The sequence below is a fragment of the Methanospirillum stamsii genome (genome assembly GCF_003173335.1).
Classification (GTDB): Archaea; Halobacteriota; Methanomicrobia; order Methanomicrobiales; family Methanospirillaceae; genus Methanospirillum; species Methanospirillum stamsii.
In genome coordinates this window covers 69,249-95,945 of sequence record NZ_QGMZ01000004.1, presented here as the reverse complement: position 1 = coordinate 95,945, position 26,697 = coordinate 69,249, and the positions used below count along the sequence as shown (strand labels likewise).

Genomic DNA, 26,697 nt, shown 5'->3' with positions numbered 1-26,697 from the left:
AATCTGACTAATTTTCTGGTTTCAGAATGAGACCAATCGGAAAAAATATAAAAAAAAGATCCTGCTTATGCAGAAGCAGTTGAGTTTTCAGCGGTTTCCTGGGATACCAAATCTTCAGCTGAAGGGCTTTCCCGTTCTACCTCGTCTTCAAGGAAAATACCTGAACCAATAAACCATGACCCATCAACAGAGCTCACGTATACCATCTTTTTCATGAGTTTTCCCTGATCAAGGATGTTGGAAGCGGTGTATTCTACAAATCCTCCTCCATTCTTTGCAGTGTCAATCATCATCTGGACATAGCGTATTCCTTCAGGAGAAGAAACGCTGATCTGATTTGTCCCGACGGAATTAGGGTCCATTGAATTTGCCAGAACTTTTCCGGTGATGTCATAGGCGAAGACCGGCATATCCGGATTTGCATATTGCCCTGCCCGGTCATTGAAGGCAGAGATTGCAGCATCCTTTCCTGCTTTCAGTGCTACCATTCTGGTATCTGCAACAAAAGCTGCAAGTTCATTCTTTTTTTGTTCAATGAGTGAAATTACTGGTGCCGGAGCTTCTGATTCAACGGTTGTGTTTGGTACTACTTCTGCGATGATTTCAGAAGGTACTTCCTGAACCTCATCAACTTCCGAAGTGATCTGCTCTGACTCATTAACTGGTTGAGCAGGAATAATTACTGCTTCATCTACAATTTCAGTGACATTCGTATCATTGGTAATAGTTTCTGAGATATTCTCTACTATTACTTCGGTTTCATTCCCGATTGTTTCGTTTGCCATACAAAGGCTTGTACAGCCAAGAAGAATGAGAAGAATACATCCAATCCATAAAGTTGCTTTCATGCCCTTACCTGTAATACCCGAAAATATATATGCCTGATTATCAAAAAACAAAACTCTGATAAACGGAATCGTTGATTCAGGATTGTAGATTCATTAGATTGAGTAATGCTGAAATGGATGGCTGGGTATGTTCGGTGATATTTTTTGGCATCAGTTTTTAAACCGGCATACTGAATTACCGTAAAAAAATAACCATGTGGTACTGTGGAAGAGGAAGAAGTACAGAGTCTCTATAAAAAAGGCATTGAAGCATACCGGAGGGGAGAATTAAACCGGGCAGTTGATTCTCTAATGCAGGTCGTGGATGCAAAAGAAGATGATCACCGGGCCTGGAATGCTCTGGGTGTGGTTCTTACAAAAACCAAAAAATATGATGATGCAGATGTCTGTTTTGAGAATGCACTAAGTCTCGACCCGTCAAATGAAGTGTACGAAAGAAACCGCACAAAAAATAAAAAGTTTATAAAAAAAGGTCTTGCGGATTATCTTTCAAAAGACTCTTTTGCTCTACCATTACCGGTAAAACCACTTTATCTGGCAGGAGGGATTGCGATGATTCTGATTCTTGCTGTCGTCATCTTTGGCATTATTCCCTTCCTGTTCCCGGCTCCGGTTTCATCAACCGTCGGAGAAATTCCGATAACCATAGAATTGCTTGATGATGTGGCATTAATAAAAAATACCGGAGGGCCTGATTCAGACAAGGTCAGTTATTTTTCTCTTACCGGGAACAACCAGACAATTCTTTCCGCTGACAAAAGAGAGAGGATCCTTGGAACTGATATCGGCTCAACACTTGCGATACCTTTTGAGGAATTACGTGGTTTTGCTACTGAAAACATCATAACCTTCCGTATCACTGCATTTTTTTCTGACGGGACTAATAAGCAGGTGAAGACAGAAACTGTGACTCTTCCGCCAGTACCTGCTGTGGAAACGGTAGTGCCAACTCCAACTCCGGTTCAGTATACAGCGCAATTTAAGAGTGGAGATATTGTACTTGACAGTAAAAATGGTAGTTACAGCCTTATTTTTACTACTCTTCCCGACCATCAGTATCTGGTAAACTCATTGTCCAGGCGTAATGATGGCCTGTTTATCATGCAGGAAGATAACCGGAACATAAGTCAGATGGACTTTGATGCCATGGTCGTATCCACAGGTCTTTCATTTCCACAAAAAATGCCAGAACCGGGTATTCCATTGCAGGCTCATCGGAGTTCATCTCTTTCAGGGACCAGGGCATATCCGCTTTATATTCCCGGGGATATTGTATCGCAAGGTTCCGGCTCGGTGAATGAAGCGATAGTAATTCTGGGATATGACTCCGGAACTAATGAATATGCAACAGATACACTGATAAAGTATAATTCCGGTGAGTGGGGATACCGGTCTGATGCGATAACTGAGTGGACACTTCAAAACGAGATTGAACAGAGATATCCCTCCCGGATAAACCGGGTCGCACTCAGTCTTATTGGAATTGGTTCTGATTCATCACCACCCGGAACTGCACCCAAGTACGGTGAAGGGGACATTGTTGCAAAAGACAGGGGTGCTGAACCAGACCAGGTAATTATCCTTGCATACGAAAAGAATTCCAGCATGTATAATACAGATGTTATTTATCGCTCGTTTGGAGGAAACTGGGAACGAACCGGAGTGAATCTACCCGTAATCAGGTCTGTTCTGGAACAGGATTACCCATATAAAGTAAGGAACGTGGATGTATCCCTGGTAACAGTCAATAAAAGGTAATGGGGTACGAATTCCCCTTTTTATAAGTGTAAAAAATCGTCCGGAATTACACGTTCAGGAGCGAGTGATGAGGGCTCACTCATGATGACAACCGGAATCGTGAGATATTTATCCAGGTATCCAAGAGACCTGGCTACAATATCCATCTTGTACAGGTTCTCAGGCATTGTCGGTGAACTGGGCACGGTTGTCAGAAACTTTCCTTTTAGGCCGGAAGAGATTGTTTTATTCATCTCCTGAAAACTGAACTGTAGTGTCGCATTTATTGGTTCATTTTCTGAATTTGTGATGGTTCCCCGAACCCTGATAAGATCGCCAGGGGAGTAATATCCCTGGTCTGTCTTCACCGACAGGATGATTGTTGGCTTTAAAACATTCTCCTCTGCAAAAACAGGAGAAATTGAGAATACTTCTGATACTATTAGTAATAATGCAAATATTGGAATGAATTCTCTCATGTTTACCATAATCGTGCTCGTTCACTTTCATTCAGGTATAAAGCATCCTCCGGATTTATCTCTGGAAATGCCGTATAAAACGCATCAAGGTGATATGGAATAGTATTTACCCTGAATTTGTTCCAGGGATGTTCATCCGTTTCGGTCACATTTCGCAGGTTTTCATCAGTAATGTTCCCTCTCATAGCCTGGGCAAAGGCGATAAAGAATTTTTGCCGGTCAGTAAATCCATCATCTCCTGGCAGATCAAGGGTTTCCGGATCCTCTCGTGATTTAACAAAAGCTTCATAGGCAAGAGTCATCCCTCCAAGATCTGCAGAAGCTTCAATCAGGGTCTTTGTTCCATTCAGAGTATAGTTAGGAAGAATTTCGGTAGAATTTATCTGGACAATCAGCGGCCATGCTGCATGGAAATAATTATTCGCATCTGCATCTGTCCACCAGTTTTCCCTTTTTCCATCCGGACGGTACTGCTGACCCCCGATATCTATCATATGTATGAGTTCATGCCCGTAGATCCATCCGAATGAACCATAATTCCAGGCATCATCAACCTCAGGATCAAAAAATGGGGTATTCAAAAAACCAGCCGGGGTGATGATCCTGTTATGAATTAGATCGTAATGAGCCTCGACCCCATGAGGAGAGACATACCAGACATCCGGGTCTGATGGTTCACCAGAGAGCTGAAGGCTCCCATTGGTGAAAAATTCAGTGAGTGCCAGCATGTTTGTGAGATACGAACGATCTGTAATCGTGAGGTTTTTGTATTCACCCCAGATTTCAGGGTATCCTGCCTGTTCTTTTAAAAGGTCCATCTTTTCGAGGGCAGTACTCCGGGTCGAATCACTCATCCAGCTCAGATTATTAACTCTCTCACGCATCACTTCCCGGATATTCGCAATTATTGCCTCTACTTTTTCCTTATCATCTGCACTGAAATAGTTGTCAACGTACAGGTGAGCAATCGGATTTCCAAGATAGAGGTTCATTACATCGAAAATTCTGTCTTTTTGTGGAGTAATCTCTCCTTCAGAGAGGTCCACATCATAAAACCGGTAGTACCTTTCCTGCATCTCCGGACTTGCATATGGCGCAGCAAATTGTAGAATTCGCCAGGTCAGATATATCTTTAAGTCATCAATCGGTTCAGAAGACAGTATCCTGCCGACCTCCTGCAGGTACTGGGGATTCATGATATACACCGAAGCCAGGTCAGGACTGCCGGAATGAGCGAACAATAACTCCCAGTTAATGCCGGGGAAAAGATTGTCCAAATCTTCTGTCTGGTAGGTTCCGGATTTTAGATTTTCAGATGAATTATCAGCAACCGTGCTCATATTCATCTCTCCTCTCGCCAGGCGTGTTTCTATTCGAAACACGGTTTCTGCTGCGTTTAATGCATCTGCAGCATCCATTCCCTGTTCCTCAAAGGTTGAAGCGATGTATTCTTTCATCAGATTCTGGACTCTTATCGCTTCGTCTATCTGAAGAACATAAAAGGGCGCAAAACGTAGGGTAAAATCTCCCGTCTCAAGTGTTGCAATGAGTTCGTCTCTTTTTTCCGGATTTTCATCAATGTACATAACAAAAAACGGATCCAGACCAGCTGCGGTAAGGTTGGATGAAACATTCCTTACCTCCGTCCGGTTTTTTGCCTCATTTATCTGGGCAAATTTATTCTGTAGCGGGATAAGTCCGGTCTCTTCGTTGGCTTCATCATTGAGAGCCGCCCGGTAAAATGATCCTAAAAGCTGACGGGGTGTTCCGTTCTCCGTAGAATAATCTGTAGCAGCTTCTTCTACAAGATCTCTTACACGGGTGTCCACCTTTTCTTCTACCTCTTCAAATGCGGAATAAAAATTATTCTTGGAGGGAACAGGATGATCTTTGATCCAGTAATCATTTACATAGGTAAAAAAATCATTACCTGGATCAACGGAGACATTCATGCCAGTTGGAACGGTAGGAGAAACAGAATCTGCTTGGACCATGGAAATCAGGAGTACAGCAGATAAGATAAGGATTAAAAATGAATGGGCTCTCTGAAACATCCGGGTCTTTTTCTTTTCCGGTATGAAAAAGAGGGTCCTTATAGTATGAAATACTTTATTGGTCATATTCATGATGTAATATCCTTGTAAAGATGTCATGATGGAAAGCCATCATGGCTGATAGCGGAGAATATGTAAGAACTGTTATGGATCCAATGGATAACCGGTATCATTTTGTCCTTATTATAATCCTTATATCACTTATTATTGCTACAGGAATATCTGTTTTTTTTTCCGGAGAAACTGATAATTCTCCTCCATCATCAGCCCATGATTCCATTCAGATCTCTAAAGAGAGGAATCCGGAATCAGAATCAAACGGATCTTATATCGTGAGGATTCTGTGGTATGACGATCAGAACCGGACTTACTCATTTCAGGATTATCCTTCATCGGGGCGTCCTGACCCTGAAACCTACTCCTATTCAGGTCTTCCTCCGGTGTCAGGGGCTAAAACAGCCATGATCCGGTTTCTTTCATGGGACGGGCATACTGAACGGACATTAGGTGCGCGATATATTGTAAACCAGGAGACGGTTACTTCCATATTAAACAGATACAGCCTTACACAGGCAATCCTGCCAGAAGTGTCGATGACTGTTTCTCATACAAGGACGCCTGAACCAAGTGCAACGCCGACACCGGGGCTGCTCATCCCTGAGTCCGGGACCATCTGTAGAAATGCAGATGGTTCGTATACTGCATATTTCGGGTATTCCTCCCGTCATGAGTATCCGGTAAAGCTACCTGTTGGTGAGCAGAATCTCTTTTTTCCTGGAGAAAAAGATCGGGGACAACCGGAGGTTTTTCTCCCCGGAATTCACCATGAGGTGTTTTCAATCACCTATCCGGCAAATGTTACAAACCAGGTCTGGTCATTGATGGGTAAATCGGTATCAGCTGGGACGGTGCCCATGGTTAATACCTCCATTGTTATTGAACCAGATTCAGGTTATGCTCCATTGGAAGTCTGGCTTACTGAACGGTCTACTGGTGGAACGATGGATAATCCTCTTTATGGGATGTGGGATTTAGGTGATGGCATGAAAACAGAAAATACCGGGTCATTTACCCACCGGTATGAGAACCCGGGTGTATACCCGGTCACGTATACCGTGCAAAACCGATGCAATCAGGTATCTGCATCTGCTCATGTTACGGTATATCAGACATCATATTCTTTAGATGTAGACAAAAAAGACCCTAATACGGTACATTTCATGGATACTTCCGGAGGTGAGCCCTCGGTCTGGTTCTGGGATTTTGGTGACGGATATTCTTCATGGGATCAAAATCCGGTTCATACATATCTCAAGCCCGGAACCTACCGTGCCGGACTCACCGTATCAGGGAAGTATGGAAGGGGCACTGTTGTCCGGTTAATTAAGATACCGGCGAAATAATTCAGAACAGCGGTAGTATTAAAAAAACACAAAGGCTATACTTGATTATGGCACAGTTTCCGGCTCTCTGTGGTTTTATCGCAATACTTGCGCTTGGCCTTTTAAGTATCTCTTTTGTATGTGCAGAAAATCTCACTCAAAACCAGACAGATCTTCCTGTTGAGAATAATACCCTGATACCTGAAGAGCCTCCTCTCCCTGCAGCTCCGGAGAATAGGAGTGATAATGCAACTCCTCCTGTCCCTCCAAAATCTTTCATAGAATGGATAGATTATGGAAGAAATCTTTCAGATGCAGACCACTATGAAGAGGCATTAATAGCATTTAATGAGGCAATTACTCTTAATTCTGCATCTTCATCCGGATGGATAGAATATGGTAAAACCCTTCTGGCACTTAACCAGCTGGAAGATGCACGGGTTTCATTTTCACGTGCGTTAGACCGTGATAACTCCTCACCGGAAATTGAGAGATTACTTGGGACAACCGAACTTCTTTTAGGACAATATAGCGCAGCAGCAAAGCGATTAGAAAATTCCTCTATCCAAAATCCTGAAGATCCTCTAGTCTGGAATTATTTAGCTCAGGCATACAAAGGACTTGAGAAATATGAATCTGGTCTTATGGCTATTAGAAGATCCCTGGAACTGGATATGAACTCTTCAGAGGGATGGAAAACGCTTGCAGATATTCTGACCCTGCAGGGTAAATATCCGGAAGCAATTGCAGCGTATGAAAAATCCCTGACACTTGATCCGGCATGCGGAGATACGCTCACCAGTCTTGCCGATGTGTATTATAAGGCTGGAAGATATGATGAAGCAGTTCTCTTATATAATGAATCATTAACGACAAATCCAGAATCAAAAGAAATATGGCTTAAGATTGCAAAGACGTTTGAAAGTCTTGGGAGTTTTGACGAAGCCGCAGATGCATATACAAAAGGAGGAGTCGAAATTCTTGGAGAAGAGACTGCAGCTAAAAATCTCACAAATTCATCCGCTTTTACTGATGAGTTAAATCTCTCCTCTGCAGAAAATATAACTGAAACAGAGGGAAATTTAACCTGATACTTTTTCTGCAGGCGGACCCATTACTTTACTTACTGCGCTCAGCAAATTTTCTGCAATATATGGTTTAACAACATACCCGCGTGCCCCCATCCTTCGTGCAAGGTCAACCATTGTATCCTCTCCCACAGAGGTACACATCATAATTTTTGCATCAGGTTGAAAGACACGAATTCTTCTGAGAACTTCAATGCCATTCAGGTCAGGCATTATCAGATCAAGTAAGACGAGGGTTGGCTGTAACTCTTTAAATCTGAGGATTCCCTCTTCTCCGGAGGAGGCCAGACCAGATATTTCATAACCGGCAGAGAGAAGTATCGAACGAAGCAGGTTCCGATCAAAGTCCGTATCGTCAACAATTAATATTCCCATATTTTCATTACCTGGATCAGATTTTTATTAAAAATTCCAAATATTCATCCGGGTCGGATCCGGTTCTCCAATTACATCTTTTACTGTTGAAAGGAGTGATCTTGCCTGAAATGGTTTGATGATAAATCCTTTTGCTCCATATCTCATGGCCAGATCAACAACCGGATCTGAGTGAGCTGATGTGCAAATGAGTGCATTCGTATCTTTATTATCTTTCATCAGTTTTATAAGAACTTCCATTCCGTTCATATTTGGCATCATCAAATCAATCGTCACCAGGTCAGGATGGAGTGTACTATATAATCTGATACCTTCTTCACCACTGCGTGCAGTTCCAACTACTTCATATCCAGCGGAAAGAAGAATGGAATGGAGTACTTTTCTATCAAGTTCTTCATCATCTACTATCAATACGGTTGGCATATCCTCCTCCTGCCTTTTTTTATTCTGCCTCTTCGGGAAGGGTGAAGAAGAATGTTGCACCGTTATCTACAAATCCTTCTGCCCAGATTCTTCCCCCGTGACGGTGAATAATTCGCTGCACTGTTGCAAGTCCGATTCCGTTTCCCGGGAATTCCTGGGGCGAATGAAGTCGCTGAAGAGGAATGAAGAGAAGATTGGCTTTTTCCGGGGGAAAACCGGCTCCGTTATCTTTGATAAAAAACACCCTGGACTGACCCTGCATCGTACTTCCTACCTGAATACGGGCATCTGGAGTGTTTTTTGTATACTTCCATGCATTACCAAGAAGGTTTTTCAGTGCAATTTCACAGAGCCCGGGATCTCCGAATGCCTGCAGGTCTTCTTCAACTTTCCAGTGAACGCTCCGGTCCGGATCCTGCGCTGCAAGCCCTCCGAGGATATCCCGGGCAAGTTTTGAGACATTCAGCGGTCCAATCTGAACTGGAGCCCGTGTCACCCGAGATAACCGCAAAAAGTCATCAATGAGCTGATCCATCTGATTTGCAGCCTGCCTTATCCGGTTTAAACATTCAATACCATCAGGCGGCAGATATCCTGCATATGTTTCTTCAAGAATCCGGGAAAATCCATCGATTGCGATAAGAGGGGCACGAAGATCATGTGAGACTGAATAACTAAATGAATCAAGTTCCTTGTTTGCTGCTTCTAGTTCTGCTTCAAGACGGGATCGTTCCCGTGCCATTTCGATAGTAACATATAAATCACGTTCCCGGAATGGTTTAACAAGATACCCAAAAGGACCGGCATCTTTTGCCCGGGCTATGGTCTGTTCGTCTGCATAAGCAGTAAGAAATATCACCGGGATGTGATAGAGACTTGCAATCCGGTCTGCAGTCTGAATGCCATCCATCTCTCCTGCCAGGTGAATATCCATAAGGATTACATCCGGCCTTGACTTCTCCGCAATTTCCAATGCTTCTTCTCCGGAAGGCGGAGTGTCCAGAACTTCGTATCCGTACCGCCGTAATTTTGAAGCGATTGATTCTGCAACTATTGCTTCATCCTCAACAACCAGTACCCGTGTCATCTTCTCATCCTTCCTGTTTTGGGAACATAACGGTGCATCTCATCCCTGCACCGGGATTATTTTCAATAGTTAACACTCCTCTTATCTGTTTTGCGAGAATCCTGACAAGACGCATTCCAAGGCTGGATATTTTCTCAATGTCAAATCCCTCAGGAAGTCCGATACCATCATCTGAATACTGAAGTATACATCTCTCATCTTCACATGATAGTCTGATTCGGATTATCCCGGAAGGCCTGTCAACAAATGCATATTTCATTGAATTAACCATCAGTTCATTCACGATAAGACCAATGGTAACCGCGGTATCAAGACTGAGCCTTGTTCCTCCGACATCAATCTCTGTCCTGATATCCCTTACGGTTGCAAATCCTTCGGTAACTGCCTGAGCAAGATTCTCAACGTACCTGTCAAAAGGAATATCAGCCAGAGATTCTGTCCTGTACAATGTTTCATGAACCAGGGCCATGGAATCAATACGCTGCTCACAGTCATGCAGGGCTGAGAGGACTGCATCATCTGATATGTAATCTTCCTGAAGCTGGAGCATGCTTGAAATTATCTGCATATTATTTTTTACCCGGTGATGCAGTTCACGGAAGAGAACATCCTTCTCTTCTATCATATGGTGCAGCTTTTCCTGGTATCGTTTAATCTCTGTAATATCAATTAAAATTCCACGTGTACCGGAACAATTTCCATCACGGATGACAGGAGCAAGTGAAAGATGGATGAAACGCAGATTATCTGAATTTCCTGCCGCAACAAATTCTCCAGCCATTGGTACGAGATCTATTGAGACCTTTTTCAGCAGGGTAGAGAAGCGGGATTGTTCTTCTGCTGATACCAGGTCAGAGGCCATGCATAACGAATGTTCTGAATCAGTCTGGCGTTTTAACAGCGCAATTACACCCTGGTTATAAAAGGTCAGTTTTCCATCCACATCCGCTTCAAAGAGGGGTTCCGGCAGAAAATCAGCCATCTCACGGAATCTTTTTTCACTTTCAATGAGGGCCTGTTCCTGTAATCGCTGGCTGGTTTTATCCCGGATGATCAGAAGGACTGCTTCTTCTCCGGCATGAGAAATAGGGACGGTGATTAATTCCCCATATAATGTTTTATTCTGCCGTGTTTTTAAAAAACCTTCACAACTTGACGGCCCTTTTCCTCGCTCTGTGGTTTTGATTATAGTATCGAACCATTCTTTCAGGTTTGGATCAAAATACTCACGAAGGGGTTTTTCAAGGAACTCATCAGGGGAATGAACCTCAAATAACATGGCCGCTGCCGGGTTAAGATATGCCACTTTTATTCCGGTCAGGATTGCAATGGCATCAGGAGAGGTTTCAGAGAGTTGCATGTAGCGCTCTTCACTCTCTATAAGGGCATCACGAAGTGCTTCTTCTGCCTCAATACGAGTAACAACATTTCCGATCTGTGAGGCCACACCTTCGAGTGGTCGTCTCACATCATATGGGACTTCAATCAGGTTTTCTGATGCCAGAACAAAATATCCGGTAACATCTTCATATCTTTGTATTGGAATAAACGCAAGCGCGGTAAAACGGCTTTCATACCGGCGCATATCGGTCATACTTAAGTAATAAGGATTTCCAGTTGAAAACACCGGTTCTTCTGATGTTTCCTGCATGAATCCTTCGATAAATCTACTTAACGCCGCCCTATATGGGCCCTGGTCAAGAAATAGAGATAATGTATCTGTGTCACGGTCAAGTAGGTAAATTGATCCGGTTTCCATCCCACTAATCTCAATTGCGGCAGAAAGGGAGAATGTAAGTGCTGACTCGAGGGTTGAACTGGTGGCAAGAGCTAATCCGAGATCTTTTAGAATGATCCCCTGCCGGTCTATTTCCCGTTGTTTAGAGATATCACGTCCGACGGCCTGTATCTCCTGAACTTCATATTTTTCATTGAATATTGCTCTGATTATCCACTGATGCCAGATAATCCTGCCATGTCCGGCATAAAAGGGAAGTTGTATCTCGACTGAAGGGTAGTCAGGATCGCAAAACGCGATAGCATCCTCTATCTCTTTTTGGTTATCGGGATAGAGTGAGTGAAAGGTGACTCCGGAAAGAAGGTCTGATGGAGTCTGAAGACTTTTCAGAAAAGCAGAATTTACAAATACTATCCTCCCTTCTCCATCCATCCTGCAGACAAATTCGGTAAGATCCTCAACAACCGCCCTGTACCTGCGTTCCTTTTCAACAAGTGACTGCTCAGCCCTGTACCTGCTTACACCGTTCCGGATATAGTGCGCGAGTTCTGAAAAGAGTTCTTCCGGGTTCCCTCCTTTCTTAACATAGTAATCCGCTCCCGCATTGATGGCATGCATGGCCACGTCCTCATGCCCTCTTCCGGTGAACATGATGATTGGAATATCCGCATTCATTGAGCGGATTTCACCAAGGAGCGTCAGTCCGTCAATATCCGGCATTTCGTAATCGATTATCAGGCAGTCAAATGAAAAGAGATCTTCACGTGTCAGGGCTTCTGCTGCAGAATTACAAATATCCACTCCGATAGAATGAACGATTGACAGATAATCACGGATTGCGTTAAGTAAACCTGGTTCGTCATCAATAAACAATACATGTATCGGAGTTTCAGTTTCCATTCACTTCTTCCTTATCTGTGCATCTCCAATGACCGGAATGAGAAACTCTCAGAGATACAGACGAATAATCTTATCCTTTTCCGGGTAGATACACTGATCCGTTACAAAGCATTATGAAGCAATACACATATTTCCTTCTCCTTGGTATCATCGCAATTCTGGAAGTTGGCATTTTCTACTGGTCGGTTGAAAACCTCGAGCCGTTTATCATGACTGGTGCGGTTGTTATCGGGGTTATAGCAGCCTGGATCTCCAGGCAGATGGTAGATGATGTGATTACTGATGAAAGGTCCCATCTGATCACCGAGAAAGCTTCACTCAGAACTCTCCAGGTAATGGGCATCACATTGTTTTCCTATGCTCTTGGAGGGGTGGTCATAAGCCTTGGAGGAGATACATTCGGTCCTTTTTCATACCAGATTGCCCGGTTTTCATTTTTACTTATGTTCATCGTCTTTTTGATGATTATTGTCTACATCCTTTTTATATCATGGTATGAGCGAAGATTTGGAGCCGGGGGGGAGGATGAAGAATAAGGTCAAGGTTTTTCGTGCGATGTACGACCTGACCCAGGAGGATCTGGCACGTGAAGTTGGCGTCACCAGACAGACCATTCTTGCGATTGAAAAAGGGAAATACGACCCTTCTTTAGAGCTAGCATTCAGAATGGCTCATCGTTTCCAGGTCACTATAGAAGAAATCTTTATCTTCGAAGAATTTTCTTCATGAATCTTTTTTTATGCTTGCATTATATAACAAAAAGCTGATTGTGCTTGTCCATGAGGAAAGTAGATATAACAGAATGTAAATATAACTATACATGCGCAGGGATTACCCTGCCCTGAAATTCCGGAGGTGATACCGAAGCTGTTTAACAAAGCCCCACACCTACCCATCCGGTATGCCATCCTCACCAGAGGAAATAACAAAACCAGAAGAGACATAACCGGTACAAAGGCAGAGACAACAAACCCCCCATCCAGCACTCCCCGCATAATATCTGCCTTATGTGCCGGAAATGGATACACCCCATAACCTTGTTTTCAGGTCCGGGATATACATTCCCGGATCTAATAATTACCAACAAAATCGGTTAATCAGAGATTCCTATTTTGATTCAGGAGAACCGAGGAGTTGTGATACTTTTGAAAGAAGAGATGAAGCCGAAATTGGCTTATGAAAAAGTGCGTCTGCTCCGGACCGGATTGCAAGGTCTGTAATCATTTCATGTGATATTGATGTGCACACAAGAAAGGAAGCAGAGGGACAATTGCCTTTCATCACTCTGAGCAAGTCCATTCCATTGATATCAGGCATAATAAGATCAAGGGTAACAAGATCAGGTTTCACCGTCTGAAAGAGTGATATTGCTTCAGCTCCGGAGGAGGCTTTTCCGGTGACCTTATATCCTGCACTACTCAGTATTGATGCCACATGATCCCGGTGTGCGGGTTTATCATCGACGACTAAAATTCCTGACATAGTACAACCAGATAGTGTGGTTTTTCGTTTCCTATTATCAGTTAATAATTATATGCCATGCAAAAGCCAGCATCTTCTTTCTGAATTACATGGGGAATACCATTAGAAAAGACGCATAAATCCCCGTCTGGACCAGTGTGACAGGAATTCCATATCTGCAAAAAAACCTCATGGATATATGAATGCCCTCCCGTTCAGCTTGTTGTATAATAATGACATTACTTGCTGCACCAAGGATTGTAAGATTCCCCGCGATTGTGCTACCTGCTGCAAGAGCCAGTACCAGGGATGGTGAAACCCCGGGTGATAATAAAACCGGTTGAAATAACGCAACAAACGGAACGTTGGAGATTACCTGTGAGAGAAGGATGCCTGCGGTGAGAATCCCGATAATATCACCCTCTCCTTCATGATGAACAATATCCAGAAACAGCCCGGTATCGTACACACTTTGCATCAGGACAAACATCGCGGCAAAAAAAATGAGCGTACACCAGTCTGTTTTTTTCAGAATAGCCATCCTGTCAGGTGTAAAAAGAATTACCGGAATTGCAGCGGATACTGCAATCCATTCGAAAGGGATCGATAATCCAATTCCGGTCAGTCCGTATACTATTTTCATCCCTACCCCGAGAAAAAGCAGGAAAATTGAAAAATAAATCACTTTTCTGGAAGAGTTATCTGTAGGTTCGATAATTTCATGTTGACTTGGTATCTGGCCGGCACTTTTAAACAGGGGTCGCAGTACTATCCAGACTATCCCCAGACTGAGGATGGTTGGAATAAAAAGCCCGGAAAAAAAGAGGAGATATGGTGACATATCCGCGACATAGGTTGTAATAAGATAATTTTGCGGATTTCCAATCGGGCTGAATACACTTCCTGTGGTTATTGCAAAACAAAGAGCGAGAAGAGCACCTGATTTTGAAATATTGAATCTATCTGCAAGAACCAACACCAAGGGACCACCGATTATGGCGATGGTGTCATTCATGAGAATTGCGGATAAAAAACCCATCACCACGATGATGAGTGCAAGTAATTGATCCCCGCTCCTTGCATGATTGGTGATCCAATTTATTGAGACTTTTAAAAGACCACTTGATTCAAATCCTGCCCCGATGATAAACATTGACAAAAGAAAGGTAATCACTCCCGGATTAATCGCTTTTATCGCTGCATCAGGGGATATCTGTCCGGTAACGAGCACTGCCAGGGCACCGGCAAGCATTACCTGCCATATTCTGAAATGAAACCGCCCGATCTGGCGAATAGCAATCAGAATAAAAACAAGACCTAGGATAAGAAGAGAAAGCTGCGTGATAGTACATATATTGTTCAGAGTTATCAATTTCACATTTTGGGTTATGGGTATCACGCAAAAATCTAAAATAAGAAAGATGGAACCCTATTATATGGGTTATCGCACATTTTTCTTACTTATCGCACTCATCATCTGTATCTTATCTCAAGATGTGCTTGCACTTGACTCTAAAATACCTAAAGAGGGCACGGTGTTCGTAGGAGAGAATGATATTGATATTTCTGAATGTAATGTGAGAACCGGCGAAGAAATTGCGTTTTGGAGTTCCGGCTCTCCTGAAGGCACCCCGGATTCGCGTGCAAAAGTCATGGATGCAACCCATTTTTTTGTGGATCCCACGTTCTTTTCTGGAAAAACAGGAACATGGTATGGACTTACCAGTAAAAAACCTGTTTTTAAAGTAGAAGATCCCTGGTTGCAACTTGATGTTATTGAGAATGGTATTGATCACGAACCTGAATGGATAAAAAAAGGAAATCTGGTCTCATTTAAAATATCCACGAATATGTATGCAATCAGTGAACGTGTGGGATCAGCCGGTGCTCCGGTAAAAATAAATCTCACCGGTCCGAATGAGACGACATATAGCCAGCTAAATTCTCCCACCGGAACATACAATCTTGAAAATATCTACGTTTATTATAGCCCGTTTGATACCGGTGCGATCTGGGAAACAAAATCTGAAACTGAGTACCCGGAAGGAGAATACACGGCATGGGCAACCTGTAATGTGAACGATATTAATGAAAAAAACTCTGGTGAGGGTGTCACTACCAGCACAAAAACAACCTTTATCCTCAGTAAAATAAAGCCGGAGGAAGAAGAAGAGGAAAAAGAGGAGAAGAATACAGATTCAGATAAAGATAAAACAGAAAATGAGGATGAGAATGATAATGAAGAAGAATCTGAATCTGATAATGAACCAGTAATTACCAAAGAGCCGACACCTGAACCAACAGAAGAACCAGTGCCTGAACTGACTCTGGATATAACACCGGAAGTAACCAAACCAATAGCGACCTTTACTCCAAAACCAACCAAACCTCCACTTCCCTCTCCTCCAAAAAACTCTCCTGAAAAAACCCAGAAACAACCATTAAACTTTGGTCTTTGTTTTCTGGCTCTTGTGGCAGGTCTTATTCTAACAGTCAGGAAAAAAGTATAATCTTTTTTTGAGATCTTACCAGATATTGCCCCCGGTCACTATCATGATATCATCTGGTGACCAAAGTATTCCTCCATGAAGCGTGCACTGCTCTCAGTATGGAATAAAGAAGGTATCACAGACCTCGCCCATGCACTCAATAAGGCAGGAACGGAGTTGCTGAGTTCAGGAGGTACTGCAAAAGTTCTCGCGTCCGCAGGAATACCTATCCAGGAAGTATCAGATTATACCGGATTTCCTGAAATGATGGATGGGAGGGTAAAAACTCTCCATCCACGTATACATGGCGGTATTCTGGGTCGGAGAGGTACTGATGATTCTGTTATGAAGGAGCATAATATCGGGCCGATAGACCTAGTTGTTGTGAACCTTTACCCGTTTGAGGATATGGCCGGGCAGGGTCTGCCTCTTGATGAACTCATCGAGTTTATTGATATTGGGGGGCCTGCCATGATTCGGGCTGCAGCAAAGAATTACCAGGATGTACTGGTGATTATTGACCCTGCAGATTATTCTCTTGTTATTGATGCAATAAATTTCGGAAAGAAGTTTACAAAAGAGGAAAGACTGTCTTTTGCCAGAAAAGTATTTGCACGCATGGCAGCATATGACGGGGCAATCAGTAATTATCTCTATGGTCTTGACAAGGATATGCCTGATATCTATTCTGTGCAACTTCGGAATGGCCGCATGCTCAGGTATGGTGAAAACCCGCATCAGATGGCTGCTGTGTATGGTGAAACCGGCATCGCCGGATCAATCCCCCTGCAGGGCAAGGCAATGTCATATAATAATTATCTTGATGTTGACGCTGCCGTTGGTCTTCTCAATGAATTTGATGAATGTACTGCAGTCATTGTCAAGCATAACAACCCCTGCGGAATTGCCATAGGCACTGATGTAACAGAGGCCTATAAATCAGCCAGGGATGTCGATCCGGTTTCAGCATACGGGGGGATTGTTGTGGTTAACCGGGAAGTTACCGCCAGTCTTGCCAGGGAGATTGTATCGACATTTATTGAGGTTCTTGCAGCTCCTTCTTTCTCATCCGAAGCACGGGACATCCTAAAAGCGAAAGAAAACCTGCGCCTGCTTGTGATATCAGAACACTCAAATGAGGATGCAGTCCGGACTATTGATGGTGGCGCCCTTGTCCAGCGAACGCCGGTCATCAGAGAAGAATGGACTGTAGTTACGGATAGGGATCCGTCCGCGGATGAGGAGGCAGCACTCCAGCTGGCTATGAAGATCTGTAAGCATGTAAAAAGCAATGCTATTGTTTTTGCTGATAAAACCCGCGCCCTTGGTATTGGTGCCGGACAGATGAGCAGGGTAGACAGTGCGAAGATAGCAATTTCAAAAGCACAATTTCCATTAAAGGGTTCAGTTGTCGCCTCAGACGCATTTTTACCATTTCCCGATACGCTGGAAGTCGCTGCAGATGCAGGAGCAACCGCCCTGATTCAGCCGGGTGGCTCAATCCGGGACAATGAGGTCATCGCAGAGGCAAACAAAAGGAAAATGGCAATGGTGTTTACCGGTGTCAGGTATTTCCGGCATTAACAAAACAAAGATGAACTAACACAAAAATATCCATTAGGCAGTACTCCTCATGTCTTCACATTCTTGTGGCGAACCCTGTATTCCCATCCGTGATATTATTCTCATGATGGTTGCACGTATCGGAGAAGTTGCACAGACCCTTGAGCAGGAACAGGTAGATTGTTTTATCTCTGAAATCACACGGGCAGAGAGAATCTTTGTGGTTGGTGCGGGAAGATCAGGTTTTGTTGCAAAATCATTTGCAATGCGCCTGATGCACCTTGGTTTTACTTCGTATGTTGTCGGTGAAACGGTAACTCCCGCATTCCATGAGAGCGACTCTTTGATTGCGTTCTCCGGTTCCGGTACAACAAAATCTGTACTTGAGGCTTGTGAAACGACCAGGCAGATTGGTGGACATATCTGTCTCGTTACCGGAACACCGGCATCTCCTATGATGGATCTTGCAGATTGTGTCGTGCTGCTGAATACCGAGGAACAAGGGAGCCATGTCGGCCCTGACCATTTTGACCTCCGTCAGCTCAGGGGGGAACACCGTTCAATATCTGCGGCATGTACTCCACTTGGTACCCTTTTTGAAACAGCCGCTATGATTTTTGCAGATTCTGTTATCAGCGCCTTAATCGAGATGAAACACTGTTCTATCGAAGAAATTATGGAACGGTACACGAATATGCAATAACCGGATATTTTTAAAAAATCATCTGATTTTTCCGGGTAAGTTTATACACTCGCAGTTCTTCTCCATCTTCCATTTTTTCAGTGTCCACAACCGTGTAATTAAATCCGGTTTTAGAAAAAATTTCTTCGCAGGATGAAAAATCCTGTAATGAAGAGATGAGCATTACTACTCTGCCTGAATCATTCAGAACATTCAAAATCCGGGTACAAAAAGCATTGACTGGTTCTCTTCCGTCCGGGCCACCGTCAAGGGCAAATTCCAGCCAGTCATCACCCCGCTCTTCAGGAGAGGTCGGAAGATATGGGGGATTGAAGATGACAAGAGAAAAATATTTTTTCAGACCGTCGGCAAAGTCCGTTCTGATAATATTTACTCCCTGTGTATGTGCAAGAAGTGCTGCATGTGGATTGATATCGGTTCCCAGAGCAAGTTTGCAAGGAGATAAATTCCAAATGATGTAGGCACTTCCAATTCCTACTTCAAGAACAGTGTCAGCAGGAAGGATCTCGTTATTTGCTGCTCGAAGCAGTAGAAAAGTATCTTCCCTGGGGGAATAAACCTGGTTTTTATCAGGCACTAATCCTGTTGGATATGGTGGCAAAATCTTCAAGGTACAGTGCCTCAGGTCTGGATGAAAGAATTTCTGTGTCCAGTGTTTCAATTAGATCTTCCATCTGTTTTTTACCAAATTTACCGGAAAGTGCATGAAGTGTTGATCGGACGGTCTTTCTCCGCCGTGAAAAAAGTTCCCTGACAATTTCTTCATACATTTTTTTGTCGGTTATGGGAAAGAGGGGCTCTCTTGGTTCAATCCACATGACGGTGGAATGTACTGCTGGAGGAGGAGAAAATGCTCCGGGAGGGAGATCAAAACACCGGTTTGCCCGTGCGTATGTCTGGAGCATAATAGAAAGTCTCCCACATTCCCTGCTTCCCGGTGGTGCCATCATCCGGTCTGCAAATTCTTTCTGATACATAAGTATAGCAGACTCAAATCCTATCTCAAGGAGTCGGAACGTGATCGGAGATGAGATTGAATAAGGCAGGTTTGCCATTACGATATCAAAAGGAGGAAGAGGAACCTTAACCGCATCACCGGGAATTATGGTAAGCTCACCGGATGCTAGTTTATCACTAAAACGAGAGGTAAGGAGATCTATCAGTCGGCGATCCAGTTCTACTGATATTACGGTAGCTCCCCTATCAAGAAGGGCTTTTGTGAGAATACCTTCCCCCGGTCCAATCTCCAGAACCCTTCTTCCTGAAATATCAAGGATATCAGCAATACGAGCAACGATCCTTGGATCGGTTAAAAAGTGCTGGTCCTTATAAGCCCTCATCGTGAGGTAAAAAGGTGATATTTCACATTCGGATCCTGGATTTCCTCAAGAACCCGATTCAGAATCATCCGTTCAGGATGCGGGATTGTTTTGATTCTTTGAGAAATATCTGCGAAACTTTCATAAGGTTTCTTCTCCCGATCCTCGATAATCTCCCACATCAGTTTCTTGCCGATTCCAGGGAGCAGGTGGAGCATATGCAGTTTTGGGGTAATAGGGATTGATTTATTGTAAAAATCTACAAATTCCTTTTCCCTGTCTTTTACAATCCGTTCAATTGCAAAGGAGAGCTCCTGAACTGCACTATGTGTCAGTTCATCAAATCTGAGCCGGCGTTTTACCCGCTCAATCTTCTGACGCTCTCCCCCTCCGATGTACACAAGCTCGCCGATATCCAGAGTGAGGTTTTTTGGTATGAGTTCAAGAAGTTTGAACTGTTCCACCCCTACAGCCTGGACTATCGGTTCCCTCTTATACATCGGTCGTGGATCGTTTGGATATCCCTTTGGGAGAATATCCAGAACTACTGCATTGATCTCCTTTCTCTCCTCTTTCATGGGCATCAACCTATCTGAAATGGGATATCACCAGATCAATGATTGCATCAAGTTCTTCAGGGGTGTGGGAAAATTTGTCTCTTCCGAATACTGCCCGCACTTCATCCCGTGTCCGTGGCATGATACTGGCAATACGGTATGCCACGTCAGGTTTCACTTTATCAAGCTGAATCAGGGCCTGCACGAGTTCTGCAGATTGTTCAGCAGATGTTTTTGAAATCTGATTGGCATGTTCAATACTCCGCCTAAGCTCATATGGCATCTCCTTGCTTTTTTCAAGTCGTGCAGCTTCCACATTGAGAAGCTCTTCTTTCAATTCAGGGAGAGTAATTGCTGTTTCCTGGAGGATTCCTTTAATTTTCATGCCAATCAGTCTTAATTTTCGTTTAGTACTGCTGTGCCCGCAGGTGCTGGGGACGGGAGATTACCATCTTGTTTTTGTTACCGTCACGGATCTCAACCAGCCAGGCACGACCACGCTGACCAATTACTGAACCGGTCTTGCCGTGGAACCTGCGGTGAGGCATTCCTTTCTGAATGCTCGGTTCACAAACAATATGAACCTTTTGTCCGATTTCAAACTTCTGAATGACCCGTGTAACCGGGAGAACTCCGCGTTCTCTCAGATCTTTCTTGAATTTATACCGGGTCTTTTTTCTTGGTCCGTTATGAAGTGCCATGAGATTTCACCTGATCTATCCCTTCCACATGTATTACATCTAACTGTACCACACGTGCAGGGGTTTTCAGGACCTCTGTCAGACTAGGCGTGGTCCTTCCCTGATCGCCTGATATCAATTCCTTAATATACAGTCCGGCTTCACCCGTGACCTCTATTACGAAGTCGTTGCCTTCCTTCCCTGTATATCTGATATCAACAACGCCCCGTTCACGTACCTTATCTGCCCTCCGGTGTGCTACTCGCGTAGGCGTGCGCTGATGAATTGTAGCCCCCGATAGTTGCTCTAGTGCTGATTGAAGGGTTTTTTCCGGGATGGAACCGTCTATATCGACCAGAATCCTGTATTTTTTATGCCCTTTGTAATTCTTTAAGGTTTCCACCTCTGAGCGAGCACTCCAATCCAGATCAATAACCCCGACCCGATCGGTATTCGCGGAGTTGATGGCTTCTTCGAGTGTTTTAGGGTCTGCACTCCTTATAAGCGGATGAACAATTTCAAGAATAAATGGTCTGCCTGAACCTACCATTACCGCATCAATATCTTCTCTCCCAGCCCCGTGCAGAATTGCCCGTTCGGCTTTAAAAATAGGCAGAAGTGGTTTTCCGATGAGTTCTTCGACAGAATCCTGATATTGTTTCCCGGTACCGTTACATGCCTCACATCCGGCACCTTTACACTTCGAACATGCCCAGTGAGTTTGTGGAATACCCCGTTCATATTTCAGGTATCGTCCGTAAAGGAAAAGAGACCGTATCTGAACTTCAACACGTTCTTCATGGATGTGAAGAACTGCTGTCAAATCAGGGTTTTTTGTGTCCCCCGCAAGTCCGGTCTTTGCAGCGACAAGTTTTCCAACCTCTCGGTTAATCTCTGATTTCAGAGGTTCTGGATCTGAAAGACCGAGATCGCTCCACACCATCTCTTCGGATTCACTCATAAGAGGCGGAACTTTTGTGCCGATAACAAAGGTTTTACCTTCCATACCCTGAAAAGCCTGAACTACGCGGTCAGCCCACACTTCTGCAGTGGTAAAAAAATCCCCGCAAATCCAGCAGGTTTCCTGCTGAGGGTGAAATGGTTCATTCAGGGTGAGTGCCGCTGCTATCCGGATTCCCTGGCCACGCTTATCATTTGAAAGCCCAAATGAACGTTTTGCGACCATGCGACCAAGGCAGTGATCACAAATTTCTCCATAATCTGTTATTTTCTGATATAGTTCTGTCAGATCCATCCTGACTCCCTCCGATCGATTTCATTGAGTAGCAGTGTTATCGCGTGATCTGCATGGACAATTGCCGGTCCCAGCGAAAAACAGGGAAGGTGGGCAGTGCAATTTTTCTCATCATCTGAAAAATTCTGGTTATCGGAGAGGAGAAAATTTTTTGGAAGATCCTCATCCGGAACTTTTCTGATATCAATGCCCGATTCATCCAGTACCGCATACTTTTGTTCTGTCAGCATATCTGCAAGTGTTCCTGTCCTGCAGGATAGTCCGGGTCCTGCTTCTCTGAATTTCTTCCCTGCAGGTATGGCAAGGCCCTTTTTAATGAAAGATGCGATATTGCGTTCATCAGGTGAAAGATTTCTTATTTCATTGCCTGAAAACCGGATGATGCGACCCGGATGAGGCTGTCCAAGAAGAAGAATATCACAGGTAATATTCTGCCTTATTCCGTGAGATAAAAAAAGAGAGGACCCGATTGCCCTGCAGAGGAGGTCCATCCTCCCCCCGGCCCCCGGGAGATCGTTTAAAGAAAACGATGCATCAGTACTGGCTGTGTGTCCGATTATGAGAAATGAAATCATCAGGACATTTTCCCGAATTTTTTCATCAGCCGTTGCATCCCTTTCTCTCCTCCTTTAAAACCCTTGAATGTCCGTTTCATCATTTTATAATATTTGATTAATTCACGGACCTCATCCAGATTAGCCCCGGCACCCATGGCAATACGATGAACCCGTGACCCGTTGAGGACAGTCGGATCATCAAGTTCAATTGGTGTCATAGAATCCATGATTATCTTGTATTTGTTCATCTTTGATGCGGTGACATCAAGGGCTTCAGTTGGAAGATCCATTCCTCCCATTGGAAGCATGGACAAAACCTGTTTCAGCGGGCCCATTTTATTGACCGCTTCAAGCTGCCGGTACATATCACGGAGGGTAAACTTACCGGAGAGCATGGCATTCACATCGATATCCTGCTCATCGATGGACTCCTGCACACGCTCGGCCAGAGCTTTTAGATCTCCCATGCCAAGCAGCCGTGAGATGTAACTGCTTGGATCAAACCACTCAAGATCTTCGATGGTTTCTCCCTGCCCGATAAAGACGATACCTGAACCGGTTTCAGCAACGGCAGAGAGAGCACCTCCTCCTTTTGCGGTTCCATCCATCTTGGTGATGATGACACCGTCAATATTCACCGCGTCATGAAATCTTCTGGCCTGTTCACGTGCCTGCTGTCCAAGAGCTGCATCAAGAACCAGCCACCGGTGAGTGGCACGGGTTATCTCATTCAGGTCAATGATCTCGGTGATAAGATCGTCCTCAAGGGCATGACGACCCTGGGTATCGACGATGATAACTTCATCTTTCAGAGAGGCCAGACCATCACGGACAATTTTTCGTGCATCCTGTTCAGCAGGATTTCCATAACAGGGGACCTGGATCCGGTCACAGAGAGTTTTTATCTGGGTGTATGCACCTGGCCGGAAAGTGTCAGCGCATATCACTGCAACCCGCATCCCTTTTCTTTTAAAGAACCGTGCGAGTTTTGCAGTCGTTGTGGTTTTTCCTGAACCCTGCAGACCTGCCATCAGGATAATCTGCTTACCAAGAGTAATCTCAACGGTTTTACCAACGAGCAGGACAAGTTCATCATATACAATACGAAGCACATGTTCCCGGGCTGTAACCCCTTTCGGGGGTTGTTCATCAAGAGCACGTTTCTTAATGGTCTGCGAGAGCTGCATGACCTGTTTGACATTGACATCTGCCTGCAGAAGGGCCCGCTGAAGATCCTTTACCAGATCTTCTACTGCTGCCCGGTCAATGACGGTTTTTCCTGCAAGTTTGCGCAATGCATCCTTCAGGTTAGAACCAAGGTTATCAAGCATCAGGCATCACCCAAGAGATCTGCAACCACTGCGGAGGGATTGAATGCCATGACATCCTCATATGCCTGACCGGTTCCGATAAACAGGAGAGGTTTTCCAACCGCATGGGCGATTGAGATGGCAGCACCACCTTTTGGATCCATATCCACCTTGGTGAGCATTACTGCATCGATTCCGACGGATTTAGAAAATTCTTCTGCCCGGATGACTGCATCATTTCCTGCGACCGCTTCATCAACGTACACAATGAGATCCGGTTTGATAACCCGCCTTATCTTTGCCAGCTGGTTCATCAGGTTAGCCCGGTTATGAAATCTTCCTGCCGTATCTCCAAGAACTACATCTATCTGATGTGCCCGGGCGTATTCAACGGTATCAAACAGGACAGCAGTAGGATCAGATCCCTCCTGGTGCTGAATTACCTTAATTCCAAGTCTTTGTCCATGGACATCAATCTGCTCAATAGCACCTGCACGAAATGTATCTCCAGCTCCTAAAACTACAGAAAAACCATTGTTTTGTAAAAATTTTGCAACCTTTGCGATGGAAGTTGTTTTTCCAGTCCCATTTACTCCGGTAAACAAAATTTTGACCGGGCGATCATGCTCTTTGATATAAGAGACAATGTCAACTCCTTCCCCAAGTACACCGAGGAGTGCATCTGCAAGAGCGCTCCGGACAATGGAATCTACCGATGTACCGATCTTCCTTTTTGATCCTGAAAGGTCGGATTTTATGTGGGAGAGAATCTCCTCAGTTACCGAAAAAGCTACATCACTTTCAAGAAGACCCATTTCAAGTTCGTCCAGAATGTCATGAATATCTTTTTCAGATATGATAAATTCCCTGTCACGAACGAAAGAAACGAGTTTTTCGGTGAATTTCGGAGCAGATTTTCGTTCAGATTCCAAAGAGGCAGGAGTACTAACGCTCTCTGGTAGAATATCAGCATCAACAGCAGCGTCCGGTATTACTGCTATTTCCGGTTTTGCTTCTTCAAGAGAATTTTCAAGTTTTTTTCGGGCAGAAAAAAGTTTTTCCTTCAGTGCTTTGAACATTTTCCATCACCTGCAGCCAAACAGGAAGCAGGGGTTACTGAAGGGAACCTGCACCCTGTTGTTCAGTCTGAGCCTGCCGGTAGAGCAGTTCAAGACGTTTTTGGATGTCCTTTACCTGGGCATCAATTTTCTGGAGGACTTCTGTGAGGTTTTTTGCAGAGGCCTCCATCTCCTTGATACGATCCTGAAGGTAAGAAATGGCACCATTATTGGTCTTTTGTACAATGATATCTGAGCCAATACTGACGAACACTTCATCCGGCTGCACGATGGTTGCCCTGATATTCAGTCCGCCGCCAATTGGCATGAAAACTGGTGCTTCCCCTGCATCTGCGAGGGCATTTAATGTCTCTATGGAGGCATTTGCCTCACGGATACCTTCCTCCATAATACCAAGCTGTCGTGAGTAGACTTCAGCCTGCTGTGTATACTGATTCAGGTAATTCTGAAGAGACTGAACCTCTCTGGGATCAACGGGGGCCACCAGTATCACTCCCCACTCACTTCAGATACGGTTTCAACCTTAATGTAAGGACGGGCAAGGCGGTGCTTGCTTCCGATTACTGAAAGAATCCGCTCTTTAGCCTGAACCGGATTTGGTGCAGTGAGAACTTTGGTGAATGGTTTCCAAAAGTCGGGTTTTTCCCGGTACGTTCCTTTTACCTCAAATTTTTTCTCATCCATGTTATTCCTCAAAACCTAAAATATCTTCAATTCTGCTGAGTTCATAACCGCTGGTCCCGATTCCAGCAAGATATCCACGGCTATTTGCAACAAGACCTGTTCCAACCATCCCGCTACCCATTGTTACAGAGCCTTTCCCCACGGGGAGGTCACACACCCGTTCCAGTTTCTGGATTTCTCCGGGTGTGCTCCGGGGATTGATGACAACGCCGGTCTTTGTGGCAACTGCCGCCATTCCAACGGTTTTTATGTCACCTAACGTAAGAGGGATTACCGGCACCTGAAGGAATTCACTCATTGCCTCCATAAGTTCCGTATCCATTTCCGGATGGACCGCTGCAAAAGTATCATTTGCTAATATAATGTTCCCTGCAGCGTTCATCCCCTCTTCAAGTAACATTAATTCACGGTACTCGGAGAGGGTCTGAATCTCTTCTTCTTTTGCCATTCCGGTGATTATTAGTCCATGACTGTTTCCAGCAATGAGAGAACCGATAATCGGGCTGCCCTGGATGGTGGTTTTTATGACTTCCACCCTGAACGCCTCTTCATATCGTTCAATGAGTTCCGGTGCTGTTTCTGGCGGGACTATCGCGATATCTTCAAATACGCGGGTGAAAACGCCGATGTAGGGGTCTCCTGCAATCGAGACAGTACGGTCCATCTACTCCTCAGCTAATTCTGCCTGTACCTGTCCGTCTTCGAGCTTCATCGCCCGTACACGAACCCGTGCAGGTGGCTTTTCAGTACCTCTGGCCCAGATACGTTCATTGATATCCTGTCCGAGACGTACGTCATCGCTTTTCATGTGTTTACCCAGGAATGCACGAATGTCTTTCATTGCTTTTGCACTCCGGCGCCATCGGGGAACCCGTTTTACTCCCCCAAGAGGGATTACATACATCTGTTCCTGCAGTTTTTCAACCATG

At 44.4% G+C, this 26,697-nt stretch carries 31 protein-coding genes; 8 read left to right on the top strand and 23 right to left on the bottom strand.

Features of this window, described 5'->3' with window-relative positions; all coding sequences use genetic code 11:
• Positions 1-65: 65 nt before the first annotated feature.
• A complete protein-coding gene (locus tag DLD82_RS01215) occupies positions 66-848 on the bottom strand; it encodes a cache domain-containing protein (protein ID WP_146199651.1) in 783 nt (260 codons plus the stop codon).
• Between the two features lie 204 nt (positions 849-1,052).
• On the opposite strand from DLD82_RS01215, the gene DLD82_RS01210 reads away from it, so the two are divergent.
• Complete coding sequence (locus DLD82_RS01210; protein ID WP_109939277.1) at positions 1,053-2,606, top strand: tetratricopeptide repeat protein; 1,554 nt, start codon at positions 1,053-1,055, stop codon at positions 2,604-2,606.
• A 20-nt stretch (positions 2,607-2,626) separates the two neighbouring features.
• On the opposite strand, the gene DLD82_RS01205 is transcribed toward DLD82_RS01210, so the two are convergent.
• Together DLD82_RS01205 and DLD82_RS01200 are read right to left on the bottom strand one after the other, a co-directional pair.
• Positions 2,627-3,073 (bottom strand): hypothetical protein, encoded by a 447-nt coding sequence (locus DLD82_RS01205; RefSeq protein WP_109939276.1) that lies wholly within the window; start codon positions 3,071-3,073, stop codon positions 2,627-2,629.
• Entirely contained in the window at positions 3,067-5,058 is a 1,992-nt protein-coding gene (locus tag DLD82_RS01200) for a M13-type metalloendopeptidase (protein ID WP_219968279.1), read from the bottom strand. The genes DLD82_RS01205 and DLD82_RS01200 overlap by 7 nt, the downstream gene beginning before the upstream one ends.
• Positions 5,059-5,231: 173 nt before the next feature.
• Between DLD82_RS01200 and DLD82_RS19100 the strand changes: the two genes are divergently transcribed.
• On the top strand, positions 5,232-6,521 hold the full coding sequence (locus DLD82_RS19100; protein ID WP_109939274.1) for a PKD domain-containing protein: 1,290 nt from the start codon (positions 5,232-5,234) through the stop codon (positions 6,519-6,521).
• A 47-nt stretch (positions 6,522-6,568) separates the two neighbouring features.
• Positions 6,569-7,591, top strand: a complete 1,023-nt coding sequence (locus DLD82_RS01190) for a tetratricopeptide repeat protein (RefSeq protein ID WP_109939273.1) — start codon at positions 6,569-6,571, stop codon at positions 7,589-7,591.
• On the opposite strand, the gene DLD82_RS01185 is transcribed toward DLD82_RS01190, so the two are convergent.
• The 4 genes from DLD82_RS01185 to DLD82_RS01170 are packed head-to-tail and all read right to left on the bottom strand — an operon-like array spanning position 7,583 to position 12,111.
• On the bottom strand, positions 7,583-7,963 hold the full coding sequence (locus DLD82_RS01185; RefSeq protein WP_109939272.1) for a response regulator: 381 nt from the start codon (positions 7,961-7,963) through the stop codon (positions 7,583-7,585). The two genes, DLD82_RS01190 and DLD82_RS01185, sit on opposite strands and share 9 nt — an antisense overlap.
• A 27-nt stretch (positions 7,964-7,990) precedes the next feature.
• Positions 7,991-8,386 (bottom strand): response regulator, encoded by a 396-nt coding sequence (locus DLD82_RS01180; protein ID WP_109939271.1) that lies wholly within the window; start codon positions 8,384-8,386, stop codon positions 7,991-7,993.
• Between the two features lie 19 nt (positions 8,387-8,405).
• Complete coding sequence (locus DLD82_RS01175) at positions 8,406-9,473, bottom strand: sensor histidine kinase (RefSeq protein ID WP_109939270.1); 1,068 nt, start codon at positions 9,471-9,473, stop codon at positions 8,406-8,408.
• 4 nt (positions 9,474-9,477) lie between these two features.
• Positions 9,478-12,111, bottom strand: a complete 2,634-nt coding sequence (locus tag DLD82_RS01170; RefSeq protein ID WP_109939269.1) for a PAS domain S-box protein — start codon at positions 12,109-12,111, stop codon at positions 9,478-9,480.
• 113 nt (positions 12,112-12,224) lie between these two features.
• Between DLD82_RS01170 and DLD82_RS01165 the strand changes: the two genes are divergently transcribed.
• Positions 12,225-12,647: a DUF2178 domain-containing protein gene (locus tag DLD82_RS01165; protein WP_109939268.1), complete on the top strand. Its 423-nt coding sequence runs from the start codon at positions 12,225-12,227 to the stop codon at positions 12,645-12,647.
• Positions 12,637-12,840, top strand: a complete 204-nt coding sequence (locus DLD82_RS01160; protein WP_109939267.1) for a helix-turn-helix transcriptional regulator — start codon at positions 12,637-12,639, stop codon at positions 12,838-12,840. Before DLD82_RS01165 ends, DLD82_RS01160 begins: the two co-directional genes overlap by 11 nt.
• 8 nt (positions 12,841-12,848) lie before the next feature.
• Here DLD82_RS01160 and DLD82_RS18345 read toward each other — a convergent pair whose 3' ends face one another.
• The 3 genes from DLD82_RS18345 to DLD82_RS01145 form a co-directional block, all read right to left on the bottom strand.
• Positions 12,849-13,139, bottom strand: a complete 291-nt coding sequence (locus DLD82_RS18345) for a hypothetical protein (RefSeq protein ID WP_109939266.1) — start codon at positions 13,137-13,139, stop codon at positions 12,849-12,851.
• A 79-nt stretch (positions 13,140-13,218) separates the two neighbouring features.
• Complete coding sequence (locus tag DLD82_RS01150) at positions 13,219-13,593, bottom strand: response regulator (protein ID WP_109939265.1); 375 nt, start codon at positions 13,591-13,593, stop codon at positions 13,219-13,221.
• An 85-nt stretch (positions 13,594-13,678) separates the two neighbouring features.
• Positions 13,679-14,950, bottom strand: a complete 1,272-nt coding sequence (locus tag DLD82_RS01145; protein WP_245920330.1) for an ArsB/NhaD family transporter — start codon at positions 14,948-14,950, stop codon at positions 13,679-13,681.
• A gap of 58 nt (positions 14,951-15,008) precedes the next feature.
• Here DLD82_RS01145 and DLD82_RS01140 point away from each other — a divergent pair, with 58 nt between their 5' ends.
• From DLD82_RS01140 to hxlB, 3 genes are all read left to right on the top strand, one after another.
• Positions 15,009-16,082 (top strand): DUF3821 domain-containing protein, encoded by a 1,074-nt coding sequence (locus DLD82_RS01140; RefSeq protein ID WP_181391181.1) that lies wholly within the window; start codon positions 15,009-15,011, stop codon positions 16,080-16,082.
• Between the two features lie 75 nt (positions 16,083-16,157).
• Positions 16,158-17,645 carry a bifunctional phosphoribosylaminoimidazolecarboxamide formyltransferase/IMP cyclohydrolase gene (gene purH, locus DLD82_RS01135; protein WP_109939263.1) on the top strand — a complete coding sequence of 496 codons (1,488 nt, stop codon included), beginning with the start codon at positions 16,158-16,160 and terminating at the stop codon, positions 17,643-17,645.
• Between the two features lie 49 nt (positions 17,646-17,694).
• Positions 17,695-18,327, top strand: a complete 633-nt coding sequence (hxlB, locus tag DLD82_RS01130) for a 6-phospho-3-hexuloisomerase (RefSeq protein ID WP_245920329.1) — start codon at positions 17,695-17,697, stop codon at positions 18,325-18,327.
• A 10-nt stretch (positions 18,328-18,337) separates the two neighbouring features.
• Here the strand turns inward: hxlB and DLD82_RS01125 are convergent, their stop codons facing one another.
• The 13 genes from DLD82_RS01125 to DLD82_RS01065 are packed head-to-tail and all read right to left on the bottom strand — an operon-like array spanning position 18,338 to position 26,696.
• Entirely contained in the window at positions 18,338-18,904 is a 567-nt protein-coding gene (locus DLD82_RS01125; RefSeq protein ID WP_245920328.1) for a HemK2/MTQ2 family protein methyltransferase, read from the bottom strand.
• Positions 18,897-19,667 carry a 16S rRNA (adenine(1518)-N(6)/adenine(1519)-N(6))-dimethyltransferase RsmA gene (gene rsmA / locus DLD82_RS01120; RefSeq protein ID WP_109939261.1) on the bottom strand — a complete coding sequence of 257 codons (771 nt, stop codon included), beginning with the start codon at positions 19,665-19,667 and terminating at the stop codon, positions 18,897-18,899. Before rsmA ends, DLD82_RS01125 begins: the two co-directional genes overlap by 8 nt.
• Entirely contained in the window at positions 19,664-20,224 is a 561-nt protein-coding gene (locus tag DLD82_RS01115; protein ID WP_109939340.1) for a DUF655 domain-containing protein, read from the bottom strand. The genes rsmA and DLD82_RS01115 overlap by 4 nt, the downstream gene beginning before the upstream one ends.
• A 10-nt stretch (positions 20,225-20,234) precedes the next feature.
• Positions 20,235-20,588 carry an RNA polymerase Rpb4 family protein gene (locus DLD82_RS01110; RefSeq protein ID WP_109939260.1) on the bottom strand — a complete coding sequence of 118 codons (354 nt, stop codon included), beginning with the start codon at positions 20,586-20,588 and terminating at the stop codon, positions 20,235-20,237.
• 22 nt (positions 20,589-20,610) lie between these two features.
• The gene (locus DLD82_RS01105; protein ID WP_109939259.1) at positions 20,611-20,904 is read right to left on the bottom strand and encodes a 50S ribosomal protein L21e; all 294 of its coding nucleotides are present in this window, start codon (positions 20,902-20,904) and stop codon (positions 20,611-20,613) included.
• Entirely contained in the window at positions 20,891-22,138 is a 1,248-nt protein-coding gene (locus tag DLD82_RS01100; RefSeq protein ID WP_109939258.1) for a tRNA pseudouridine(54/55) synthase Pus10, read from the bottom strand. The genes DLD82_RS01105 and DLD82_RS01100 overlap by 14 nt, the downstream gene beginning before the upstream one ends.
• Entirely contained in the window at positions 22,129-22,713 is a 585-nt protein-coding gene (gene trmY, locus DLD82_RS01095; RefSeq protein ID WP_109939257.1) for a tRNA (pseudouridine(54)-N(1))-methyltransferase TrmY, read from the bottom strand. The genes DLD82_RS01100 and trmY overlap by 10 nt, the downstream gene beginning before the upstream one ends.
• Positions 22,713-24,026, bottom strand: a complete 1,314-nt coding sequence (locus DLD82_RS01090) for a signal recognition particle protein Srp54 (RefSeq protein ID WP_109939256.1) — start codon at positions 24,024-24,026, stop codon at positions 22,713-22,715. The genes trmY and DLD82_RS01090 overlap by 1 nt, the downstream gene beginning before the upstream one ends.
• Positions 24,026-25,084: a signal recognition particle-docking protein FtsY gene (gene ftsY / locus DLD82_RS01085; RefSeq protein ID WP_109939255.1), complete on the bottom strand. Its 1,059-nt coding sequence runs from the start codon at positions 25,082-25,084 to the stop codon at positions 24,026-24,028. The genes DLD82_RS01090 and ftsY overlap by 1 nt, the downstream gene beginning before the upstream one ends.
• Positions 25,085-25,118: 34 nt before the next feature.
• Positions 25,119-25,568: a prefoldin subunit alpha gene (gene pfdA / locus DLD82_RS01080; RefSeq protein ID WP_245920327.1), complete on the bottom strand. Its 450-nt coding sequence runs from the start codon at positions 25,566-25,568 to the stop codon at positions 25,119-25,121.
• A 5-nt stretch (positions 25,569-25,573) separates the two neighbouring features.
• A complete protein-coding gene (gene rpl18a, locus DLD82_RS01075; RefSeq protein ID WP_109939254.1) occupies positions 25,574-25,768 on the bottom strand; it encodes a 50S ribosomal protein L18Ae in 195 nt (64 codons plus the stop codon).
• A gap of 1 nt (position 25,769) precedes the next feature.
• A complete protein-coding gene (locus tag DLD82_RS01070) occupies positions 25,770-26,432 on the bottom strand; it encodes a translation initiation factor IF-6 (protein ID WP_109939253.1) in 663 nt (220 codons plus the stop codon).
• Positions 26,433-26,696 (bottom strand): 50S ribosomal protein L31e, encoded by a 264-nt coding sequence (locus tag DLD82_RS01065; RefSeq protein WP_109939252.1) that lies wholly within the window; start codon positions 26,694-26,696, stop codon positions 26,433-26,435.
• Between the last annotated feature and the right edge of the window lies 1 nt (position 26,697).

Excerpts from the sequence above, each read along its gene's own strand:
- DLD82_RS01215 (WP_146199651.1), bottom strand. The coding sequence starts at position 848 with ATGAAAGCAACTTTATGGATTGGATGTATTCTTCTCATTCTTCTTGGC.
- DLD82_RS01205 (WP_109939276.1), bottom strand. The coding sequence starts at position 3,073 with ATGGTAAACATGAGAGAATTCATTCCAATATTTGCATTATTACTAATA.
- DLD82_RS01200 (WP_219968279.1), bottom strand. The coding sequence starts at position 5,058 with ATGGTCCAAGCAGATTCTGTTTCTCCTACCGTTCCAACTGGCATGAAT.
- DLD82_RS19100 (WP_109939274.1), top strand. The coding sequence starts at position 5,232 with ATGGCTGATAGCGGAGAATATGTAAGAACTGTTATGGATCCAATGGAT.
- DLD82_RS01190 (WP_109939273.1), top strand. The coding sequence starts at position 6,569 with ATGGCACAGTTTCCGGCTCTCTGTGGTTTTATCGCAATACTTGCGCTT.
- DLD82_RS01185 (WP_109939272.1), bottom strand. The coding sequence starts at position 7,963 with ATGGGAATATTAATTGTTGACGATACGGACTTTGATCGGAACCTGCTT.
- DLD82_RS01180 (WP_109939271.1), bottom strand. The coding sequence starts at position 8,386 with ATGCCAACCGTATTGATAGTAGATGATGAAGAACTTGATAGAAAAGTA.
- DLD82_RS01175 (WP_109939270.1), bottom strand. The coding sequence starts at position 9,473 with ATGACACGGGTACTGGTTGTTGAGGATGAAGCAATAGTTGCAGAATCA.
- DLD82_RS01170 (WP_109939269.1), bottom strand. The coding sequence starts at position 12,111 with ATGGAAACTGAAACTCCGATACATGTATTGTTTATTGATGACGAACCA.
- DLD82_RS01165 (WP_109939268.1), top strand. The coding sequence starts at position 12,225 with ATGAAGCAATACACATATTTCCTTCTCCTTGGTATCATCGCAATTCTG.
- DLD82_RS01160 (WP_109939267.1), top strand. The coding sequence starts at position 12,637 with ATGAAGAATAAGGTCAAGGTTTTTCGTGCGATGTACGACCTGACCCAG.
- DLD82_RS01150 (WP_109939265.1), bottom strand. The coding sequence starts at position 13,593 with ATGTCAGGAATTTTAGTCGTCGATGATAAACCCGCACACCGGGATCAT.
- DLD82_RS01140 (WP_181391181.1), top strand. The coding sequence starts at position 15,009 with ATGGGTTATCGCACATTTTTCTTACTTATCGCACTCATCATCTGTATC.
- purH (WP_109939263.1), top strand. The coding sequence starts at position 16,158 with ATGAAGCGTGCACTGCTCTCAGTATGGAATAAAGAAGGTATCACAGAC.
- hxlB (WP_245920329.1), top strand. The coding sequence starts at position 17,695 with ATGTCTTCACATTCTTGTGGCGAACCCTGTATTCCCATCCGTGATATT.
- rsmA (WP_109939261.1), bottom strand. The coding sequence starts at position 19,667 with ATGAGGGCTTATAAGGACCAGCACTTTTTAACCGATCCAAGGATCGTT.
- DLD82_RS01115 (WP_109939340.1), bottom strand. The coding sequence starts at position 20,224 with ATGAAAGAGGAGAGAAAGGAGATCAATGCAGTAGTTCTGGATATTCTC.
- DLD82_RS01110 (WP_109939260.1), bottom strand. The coding sequence starts at position 20,588 with ATGAAAATTAAAGGAATCCTCCAGGAAACAGCAATTACTCTCCCTGAA.
- DLD82_RS01105 (WP_109939259.1), bottom strand. The coding sequence starts at position 20,904 with ATGGCACTTCATAACGGACCAAGAAAAAAGACCCGGTATAAATTCAAG.
- DLD82_RS01100 (WP_109939258.1), bottom strand. The coding sequence starts at position 22,138 with ATGGATCTGACAGAACTATATCAGAAAATAACAGATTATGGAGAAATT.
- trmY (WP_109939257.1), bottom strand. The coding sequence starts at position 22,713 with ATGATTTCATTTCTCATAATCGGACACACAGCCAGTACTGATGCATCG.
- DLD82_RS01090 (WP_109939256.1), bottom strand. The coding sequence starts at position 24,026 with ATGCTTGATAACCTTGGTTCTAACCTGAAGGATGCATTGCGCAAACTT.
- ftsY (WP_109939255.1), bottom strand. The coding sequence starts at position 25,084 with ATGTTCAAAGCACTGAAGGAAAAACTTTTTTCTGCCCGAAAAAAACTT.
- rpl18a (WP_109939254.1), bottom strand. The coding sequence starts at position 25,768 with ATGGATGAGAAAAAATTTGAGGTAAAAGGAACGTACCGGGAAAAACCC.
- DLD82_RS01070 (WP_109939253.1), bottom strand. The coding sequence starts at position 26,432 with ATGGACCGTACTGTCTCGATTGCAGGAGACCCCTACATCGGCGTTTTC.
- DLD82_RS01065 (WP_109939252.1), bottom strand. The coding sequence starts at position 26,696 with ATGGTTGAAAAACTGCAGGAACAGATGTATGTAATCCCTCTTGGGGGA.